Source organism: Acidobacteriota bacterium (assembly GCA_035471785.1).
GTDB lineage: Bacteria > Acidobacteriota > UBA6911 > RPQK01 > DATIPO01 > JANQFM01.
Map to the genome: position 1 here is coordinate 1 of DATIPQ010000057.1, position 8,854 is coordinate 8,854.

Here is an 8,854-nt window from a genome sequence, read left to right on the forward strand (position 1 = left end):
AGATATCTTCATTTGGTCAGCGTTCCCTCCTTCCTCACCGGAACCGGCGTCGAGATCCTGCAAGCTTGACGATCATCGAAGGCCTCTGCTGTGGAGCAAAGCCAAAGCACCCTCCCGGCCCTCTCCACCGACGGCGGCCCGCTCTTGTTGAAGTAGCTGAGGTCATCTCGAAGAACCGCCAAGGCGGACAACCAGAAGCATTTCATCACCCGACTATCGCCTTGCCCAGCCCCCTTGACTAATCCAGGCGAATCGTGGTCGTGGCGGAGTTTGCCTAGGCATCAACAAAAAGCGCACGGAAGCCTTCTTGAGAGAAGTGCCTGTCGTTCGTCAGAATTTCCATGATGCCATGGCGGCGCATCGTCTGCATGGCGATGCAGTCGGTGAGGCTGTAGCCTTTATCAGGCCTCGCCGTGTAGAGCTCCAGACCGGCGAGGAAGGAGTCGCGGTTCTGAGGCAAAACACGAACGCCTGGCTTGCGAAGAAGGGCAGTCGTAGTAACGGCCGCACGGTTGCGCAGCCAAGGGTCAGACGAGAAGAAGGTCAGAAATTCGATTAGGATCTCGTCAATCGTGACGATTTCAGCTTCCGCAAGCACGGTCTTGTCAAAGGTCAAGGCCTGGGCATGACTGCTATCACCAGGGTTGGTCAGGGCGACCCAGTAAAAAGTGTCGGCGAAAACGGCTCTCACTCGTCTCTCTTCGGCAAACCATATACATAGTGATCGACTTGGCTGGCGCCATCGCTGGGCAGCTTGGCCCGGACATCGTCCGGCATATCGGCCCATAGATCTCGAATCATCTCTGAGACAGGCCGATCGTTGTCAATACCCTCCAGGCGCAGCTTCTCCTCAATAATCCGGTGCAACCAACGCTCCGCCGTAAGCCCATGGGCTTTAGCGGCTTTTTCCAGAGCTGCGGCGACATCATCAGGCAATTCAACTGTGATAGTCATGTCTCACCTCTTCCCCCTGATCGTACATTAGGTACAAGGCAGTTGTCACCGACCCCAATATTTCCTGCCCCCGTCCCCGACCTTGTTGAGCGCCCCGGAGTTGATGCTGAAGGCCTTCGGCTGGGACGTGGAGAAAGAAAGGCTACTGATGTACCCCGAGCCGCTATTCGTGGGGGCTCGAGTCGTTGCCGCAATGGACCGGCTGCCGATCCAGTATGCGGTAGCGGCTCCCTGGCGAGTTCGGTTTACGGCGTCCCTCGCGCCACTCAAGACGCTGACTTGATAGCGGCTCTGAAGCCCGCTCATGTCCAACCAACAAGAACCTTCAATATGATGACTCCGAAGGACGTTATTCCACCCTTTCAGAGGGTGTCGCAAAAGTCTTCAACATGACACTTCGAAGGCTCGTTATTCCACCCCATAGAAGGGCTTCTTTAGAAGTGCTCCCATTACCCAGAGTGCCGCTCGCGGCTTCGCGCCCTCGCTGTACCCTGGGCTAAACGAATCGCTCGCTTTCAGCGAGCCCGGACTTGTCGCCCAAGTCAACTGTTTTCAGCGCAGACCTCCGAGCCGGCGGGGCTGGGGAAGTCCGAAGTACCAATGGCGAAGTTCGAGATCCCTGAAGGGGAGAGATTCGTCAGCCCAGGGTAAAGCGAAGCCGCCATGCGGCTGAGCGGCACCCTGGGTTACGGAACACTAGCCGCGCGAACCCTGAAAGGGTGGAATAACGGACCTTCGAAGCTCTCATATCGGGGACTTTTGCCACGCCCTCTGAAAAGCGCGAGATAACGCCGAACACTACCTGCCTAGACCTCAGTCGGTCTGGGGACCGGATTGGCGGAGTTGGGCTTCGAGTTCGGGGTGTTCGCCTTTCTTGGCCCAATCGGCGGCGGTGCGGCCGTCGCCCAGGTCGAGTTGGGGATCGGCGCCGTGGCGCAGCAACAGGTCGACCATCTCCTGATCGCCCCTCCAGGCCGCCATCATGAGAGGCGTCAGGTTGCCCTGGTCCTCGATCGGGTTGGGAAGGCTGGTGTCGGCACCCCGCTCCAGCAGCATTTCGGCGATTTCAAAGTCGCCGCGGCCGGCCGCCAGCATCAGCGGAGCCACCGTCCCGAAACCCTTGATGCGGGCTTCAAGATCGATCCTGGCCCCTTGCTCGAGCAGCAGCTTCACGACCTCTGGATGCCGCTTGAAAACGGCCATCAGCAAGGCCGTGTTGCCGTCCTGATTAACCGCCTCGAGCTGAGCGCCGTGGGACAGCAGGGTGCGGGCAATGTCGGGAAAACCGCGGAAAGAGGCGGCCATCAGCGGAGTGACCTGATGACGGTTGCGCGAGTTGGGATCGGCTCCTTCTTCAAGCAGCACCTGGATGATCTCTTCCAGTCCGCCGGTAACGGCCAGCAGTAGGGGCGTGGCCCTCGACTCCTCGCGGGCCACGGGATCGACCGAAGCGCCGGCGTCCAGCAGCTTGCGCACCGTATCGATGTGCCCGCCGCGCACGGCCAGGTGGAGGGGCGTCCAGCCCTTTCCATCCCAGCGGTCGGGTTTGGCGCCCCGTTCGAGCAGGGTTTCGGCAACCTCGCTGTGCCCCTTGGCGGCGGCGGCGATGAGAGGCGTCTGCCCAGGGCAGCAACTCCCTTCCGGTGCCGTCAAATCGACCTGCACGCCATGATCGAGCAACAGGTCCACGACATTGACCAGACCGTCTTGGGCAACGTGATGGAGCAGCGACCGACCGTCCCGCAGCTTGGGATTGACCGGGGCGCCCGACGCGATCAGGATCTCGGCGGTCCGGGGCCGATCCCTGAGGCAGGCCTGGATGAGTGCCTGGGGAACTTCCTCCACCTCGGCACCCTGCTCGATGAGATAGCGCACGATGCCGCTATGCCCCAGCAGAGAGGCCCCCACCAGCGGCGTCCACTCGGCCTTGTTGCGGCGGTTGACTTGGGCGCCCCGGCTGATCAGCAGTTCCACCACCGAAGGGTCGTCCTGGGGCGGGAAGAAGAAAAGGGCCGTGTTTCCCGAGTCGTCGGCGTGGGCAATGTCGGCGCCGGCCTGCAAAAGCATCTCAGCCAGATCGGCGCGGCCCATGGAGGCGGCATGCATAAGGGGGCTGCGCGCGTGCACGCCCGTCCGGTTGGGATCTTCGCCGCCCACCAGCAGGGATTCAACCTGCTCGGCCTCTCCCGAGAGTACGGCTTGGCTCAGCGCCGGTTCTTCCGGCAGACCGGATTGCCTGCCAGGCTGCGGACCGTCGCTGCCAAGACGGCCCCGCACGAGCCACAGCAAGGCCGCAATGACAAGAACACCCAGCGCCAAGGCTGCAATCGCCTTGCGGTTCATCGGCAAACTCCTAACACGAACGCCCCCAGCCGGAGGCGGGGCGAACCCATCAATCAATCAATCAGGCGACCTGTCGCCGGCTCCCGCGGCTTATTCTCGCACAGTCCAGCGGCAAACGGCCTCCTCCCATCCTACCGTGCCCGAGAGGCGCGATGTGGGAGGAGGCCGTATCAGTATTCAACCTGTCGAATCACAGCGAGGGCCGTTAGGGCACCAGGCTCTCGTTTGGTTTGTCAGGCACCCTCAGGCTGCCCAAGAAAGCCAGCACCTCTCGCTGGTCTGTCTCGCTCAGAGCCAGGAAGGCGTCGCGAATGGACTGCGCTTCGCCGCCGTGAGCTTCGATAGCCTCGAACAAGGTGGTGGCGCGACCGTCATGGATGTAGGGCGCCGTGTCGGCGATGCCCCACAGACGGGCGGTGGTGAAATCGGTGTTGGGGATTTCGCCGAATTCGAAGTCCTCTTCAAGACCCGGGCCCATGTTGTGGCGCTTCAGGTCGGCGAAGAGAGGAACCAGGACGCCGCCGTTGGGACCCGCCTTGAAACCGGCTTTCTTCAAGTCGATGTTGGCGTAGACGTTGGCTGTCGGATCGTCGGCAACCTCGGGATGAGCCAGCGGCACCGTTTGGCCGTAGGTCTCGATCACGGGGATGTGGCATCCCGAGCATCCCAGGCTGACAAAGTGGCCGAAGCCGTTCTCGGCTTGCTGGGTCAGGCTGTCCATCTTGGGACGGGGATTGGTCACGTCGAAGACGTGCAGGGCGCTCATCTCGCCGATGGTGACTTCGTCGACGACTCCGTCGCCGTCGGCGTCGACGCCGGCACCCACAACCTCAACCGGCTGCATGCCGAAGTGAAACTGCATGGCGCCGCGGTCGAAGTCGCGCATGGAGAAGTTTTCGCCCTTGCGTCCGAAGGGACGAACGACGAGCACATCCTCAGGCGAGCACCCGATGTGGTCTGCGCACTCCTCGTTCTTCTCGGGAGTGAATCCGATGCCTTCGACGTCGTCCAGGTTGACGTCACCGCCGCCCAGGCTGGTGATGAAACCGAAGTTGACGCCGTGGGTGTCGAGGTTCACCACGGTTCCAGCGGGAGAGGTCTGGGCCACGTCAAGCAGGGCTTGCAGGTCCATGGTCATCTCTTTGCCCAGCAGCTCGACGCCGCCGCCGCCGAAAAGGAAAGGCGGATTGGCAAAACGACCGTTGTAGTCGGCTTCGCCATCAAATACCAGGGGCAAGGACGGGTCATGTCCGGCCACGAAGCTGACACGATCATCGGCCGAATCGGCCACATCGATCAGCGAGGGCATGATGATGGCGTTCTGAACCGCTCCGCCGACGCCGGCAAAGCCGAGAACGGGCGGATTGAAGGCGTTGCTGACAATGGTGTGACACTCGTTGCAGCTTTGGGCATCCAGTCCGTTGACCCTCAAGAAGGTACCGTTACCTTGCAAGGTCGGACGCATGCCGAAGGCGCGGGTGTCGGTCTCGGCGGGATCGAAAGGACCGTCGCCAAGTCCGTCAGCCGTATGGAAGGGTGTGGAAAAGACCGCTAAACCGCGTTGGCGCACCTCGTTCAGCTTACCCTGCTGAAGGGCCTGAATCACCTGGGCGTGGGTCTTCCCGTCCGGCAGGTTGGGCTGGTCGATCTGAGCTACAGCCAACCCGACGGCGAAAAAGGTCAGTAGGAAGGAAAACAGTAGCAATTTGCGGAACATTTAGGGAAACCTCCCTGAAAAGGTTGAAAGTTCCGGCAGTGAAAAGACCGCCTGTTCGGGCGAAAGGCAGAGAGCAACAATGCTCGGCTAGCCGAGTAACTCGTTAGGTTTTCACAGCCGCAGACTCGGCTCAAGCTTAGAGAGGTCAACCGTTACACACAGCGAGCCTGCCAGTTTTACCCGAGCCGAGAAAGTTCTACCGAGAAGGGTAGCAGAACCTAGGTGATAAGACAATACCCGATGCTATTTTTTGATCACCATGAAGGCTTGTCGCGGAATGTCGGCAGGAGCATCGTAGATTGCATATCAATATGATAGATCAAACTTGTTTTCTGTTTGCTCTTGCTGTGTCTTGTTTTTAGTCATCCGGGCTTATGGCGATAAGCACAGGCAAGAATATGGTCGTTGACCAATCCGCAAGCCTGCATGAACGAGTAGCAGGTGGTCGAGCCCAAAAAGCGAAATCCCCTCTGCTTCAGGTCTTTGCTCATGCGGTCTGAGATGGCGGTCCTGGACGGTATCTCGGCCAGGGTAGTGAATTGGTTGAGGATGGGGGAGCCGTCGACGAACTCCCAGATATAGCTGTCGAAGCTTCCCCTCTGCTCTTGAATATCCAAAAGCTGCCGGGCGTTGTTGATGGCCGACTCGATCTTCTGGCGGTGACGGACGATGCCGGCGTCCTGGAGCAGCCGGGCCACGTGGGAGTCGTCATAGCGGGCGATCTGGTGCGGATCGAACCCGTGAAAGGCGCGCCGGAAGTTCTCGCGCTTGCGCAAAATGGTGGCCCAGCTCAGCCCGGCCTGAAAGCTCTCCAGCAGCAGGAATTCGTAGAGAACGCGGTCGTCGTGGACGGGCTTGCCCCATTCCTGGTCGTGGTACTCCAGGTAGAGCGGATCGTCGAGAGGCGCCCAGCAACAGCGCGTAATCTTCTTCACGCCGATGCCTTCTCCTTCTTCTTGTCGTCGGCGCAGCGGATGCTGAGGACTGGGCAGCGGGCCAGACGCACCACTTTTTCCGCCACCGACCCGAATACCAGGTGCTTCCAGCCGGTGTGGCCGTGAGTCGAGATGACGATCCAGTCGCAGTGCTCGTCCTGGGCGGCCTTGACGATCTCTCCGGCGGGATCGCCGAAGCAGATCAGGCGGCGCACGGGGATGCCGTCCGGCACATGCTCGGCTTCCAGTTCGGCCAGCTTCTCGGCGGCGGCGCTTTGCAGCGAGTCGTTGTAGTCGGGAGTCTGGAAGGTGTAGTTCATGTCGGCCGGCAAGGTGGGAATGGGGGGCACCACGTAGAGAAGCACCAGCTCCGCGCCGAACTCGCGGGCCAGACGCGCCGCCTGGTCGACCGCGACCAGAGAGGCGCTTGAAAAGTCAGTGGGCGCCAGAATACGTTTGACGTTAGGCATGCTTCACCTCTTTTTGGGCCTGCTTTCTGCCTTTGGAGCGCTTGGAGGCGGAGCGGGCGCGGGACTCGAAAGCGGCTTCCAGGACTTCTTCCACCCGGCCCACGAAAATGAAGTCCATTTCCTTCACCAAGCGGTCAGGCAGATCCTTCAGGTCTTTCTCATTTTCCTTGGGAAGGATGACCCGGCGCAAGCGGGCGCGGCGCGCGGCCAGGATTTTTTCCTTCATTCCGCCCACCGGGAGCACCAATCCGGTCAAAGTGACCTCGCCGGTCATGGCGGTGTCAGCGCGGGCCGGCACGCCCGTGTAGAGGGAGGCCATGGCCACGGCCAGCGTGATGCCTGCCGAGGGCCCGTCCTTGGGAATGGCTCCGGCGGGCACATGGACGTGAACTCCGGCCTCGGTAAAGAGCTTTTCGTCGATCTTGAGACCTGAAGAATGCGACCAGATATAACTCTGCGCGGCCTGGGCCGACTCCTTCATGATGTCGCCCAACTGGCCCGTCAGCTTCAGCTCCTTGGCCTGAGGAAGGCGGGTGGCCTCGACGTAGAGCACGTCGCCGCCGGCCTCCGTCCAGGCCAGACCCGTGGCCACGCCGGGAGGCAGCTTCTTGCGGGCCTCTTCCTGGAAGAATCTTTCCGGCCCCAGCATGTCGGCCAAATCCTTGGACTTGACGCGGACCGGCTTGCGGTCGCCCTCGGCGAAGCGCAATGCCACCTTGCGGGCCAATCGTCCCAGCGCCTGTTCCAGGCGGCGCACGCCGGCTTCACGGGTGTAGCGGGTAATGATGCGGCGCAGGGCCCGCGTTTCGATCACCAGGTCCTTGCGCCTCAGCCCGGCTTCGCTGAGCCGTCGCGGAATGAGAAAGCGGCGCGCGATCTGGATTTTTTCTTCGGCGCTGTAGCCGGAAAGACGCAGAATCTCAAGGCGGTCCAGCAGGGGCGCCGGAACGTTGTCGAGCGTATTGGCGGTGGTGATGAAAAAGACCCGCGAAAGATCCCAGGGCAAATCGAGGTAGTTGTCGCGAAAATCGCGGTTCTGCTCGGGATCGAGAATCTCCAGCAGGGCTGAAGCGGGGTCGCCCCTGAAATCGCGTCCCAGTTTGTCGATCTCGTCCAGCATGAGGACGGGATTGTTGACCCCGGAGCGGCGAATGGCGTTGAGGATGCGTCCCGGCATGGCCCCGATGTAGGTGCGGCGATGGCCTCTCAACTCCGCCTCGTCATGCATTCCCCCCAGGCTGAGCCGCTCGAAGCGGCGGTCCATGGCGCGGGCGATGGAGCGGCCCAGAGAGGTCTTGCCCACGCCGGGCGGCCCCACGAAACAGAGGATGGGAGCCTTGGCGCCGGGATTGAGCTTGAGGACGCCCAGGTGTTCCAGAATGCGCTGCTTGACCTCGGTCAGGTTGAAGTGGTCCTGATCGAGCACCGAGCGCACCCGGGCGATCTCGAGCTGATCTTTGGAAGCCACGGACCAGGGCAGCTCCAGCACGAAATCGAGATAACTGCGCACCACGTTGTACTCGGGGCTGACGATGCTCAGGCGGGTCAGCCTGGAAAGCTCTTTTTCCACTTCGCGCTGCGCGATCTCGGGCAGATCGGCCTTCTCCAAGCGCTCCCGCAACTCGTTGACTTCGGCTTCCTCGGAGTCGGACTCGCCCAACTCGTCCTGAATGGCGCGCATTTGCTGGCGCAGAAAATACTCGCGATGCTCCCGGCTCATCTCGCTCTTGGCCTGAGAGGAAATCTGCCGGCGCAGTTCCAACACCTCCACCTCGTGCTTGAGGTACTCGTACATCAGATGCAGGGTTTCTTGCAGGTCTTCGGCCTCCAGCAGCCGTTGCTCCTTTTCCAATCCCAGGCTGATCAGCGAACCCAGCAGGAAGACCAGGCGCAGAGGATCGTCGGTGCTTCCCAACAACTGTCCCAGTTCGGCTGGAGCTTGGGGAGTGGCCAAGGAGAGGGCCCTTCCGGTCAAGTCGAGCACTTCGCGGTGAAGAGCCTCGCATTCGGGAGTGACTTCGGCATCGATGGGGTTGAGGGAGTAGCGTCCTTCCAGATAGGGGCCCGAATCGGTCAGCTCGAGCAGGTCGATGCGCTCGACTCCCTGAACCGTGACCTCCACGAAGGCTTCCTCATCGCTGCGGGCGATTTTCTTGATCTGAGCCAGCGTCCCCACCTTGAAGAGGTCGCGGAACCGGGGAGCCTCGACCTCGCCGTCCTTCTGGGCCACCACGACAAGTTCCTTGTCGGCGTTCTCCACGGCCGCTTCCACGGCGGCGATCGACTGAGGACGCCCCACCGAGAGGGGCATCAGCAAGTAGGGAAAGAGGACATTATTCTTCACCGGCAACAAGGGCAGCCGGCCTTCGCGCGAATGTTCGTTCATCGGACTGCCCCACAGTCTGAAGGTATTGACCTCTCTTTACAAGGGGAGC

General features: G+C 61.3%; 7 protein-coding genes. All 7 read right to left on the reverse strand.

Features of this window, described 5'->3' with window-relative positions; translation table 11 throughout:
- Positions 1–274: 274 nt before the first annotated feature.
- Positions 275–691: a PIN domain-containing protein gene (locus VLU25_08280; GenBank protein ID HSR67926.1), complete on the reverse strand. Its 417-nt coding sequence runs from the start codon at positions 689–691 to the stop codon at positions 275–277.
- Positions 688–954 (reverse strand): hypothetical protein, encoded by a 267-nt coding sequence (locus tag VLU25_08285; protein ID HSR67927.1) that lies wholly within the window; start codon positions 952–954, stop codon positions 688–690. Before VLU25_08285 ends, VLU25_08280 begins: the two co-directional genes overlap by 4 nt.
- An 813-nt stretch (positions 955–1,767) precedes the next feature.
- On the reverse strand, positions 1,768–3,297 hold the full coding sequence (locus tag VLU25_08290) for an ankyrin repeat domain-containing protein (GenBank protein HSR67928.1): 1,530 nt from the start codon (positions 3,295–3,297) through the stop codon (positions 1,768–1,770).
- A gap of 205 nt (positions 3,298–3,502) precedes the next feature.
- Positions 3,503–5,014: a di-heme oxidoredictase family protein gene (locus tag VLU25_08295; GenBank protein ID HSR67929.1), complete on the reverse strand. Its 1,512-nt coding sequence runs from the start codon at positions 5,012–5,014 to the stop codon at positions 3,503–3,505.
- A 362-nt stretch (positions 5,015–5,376) separates the two neighbouring features.
- A complete protein-coding gene (locus VLU25_08300; protein ID HSR67930.1) occupies positions 5,377–5,949 on the reverse strand; it encodes a DNA-3-methyladenine glycosylase I in 573 nt (190 codons plus the stop codon).
- Positions 5,946–6,419, reverse strand: a complete 474-nt coding sequence (locus VLU25_08305) for a universal stress protein (protein ID HSR67931.1) — start codon at positions 6,417–6,419, stop codon at positions 5,946–5,948. The genes VLU25_08300 and VLU25_08305 overlap by 4 nt, the downstream gene beginning before the upstream one ends.
- Complete coding sequence (gene lon, locus VLU25_08310) at positions 6,412–8,805, reverse strand: endopeptidase La (GenBank protein ID HSR67932.1); 2,394 nt, start codon at positions 8,803–8,805, stop codon at positions 6,412–6,414. Before lon ends, VLU25_08305 begins: the two co-directional genes overlap by 8 nt.
- Positions 8,806–8,854 lie beyond the last annotated feature (49 nt).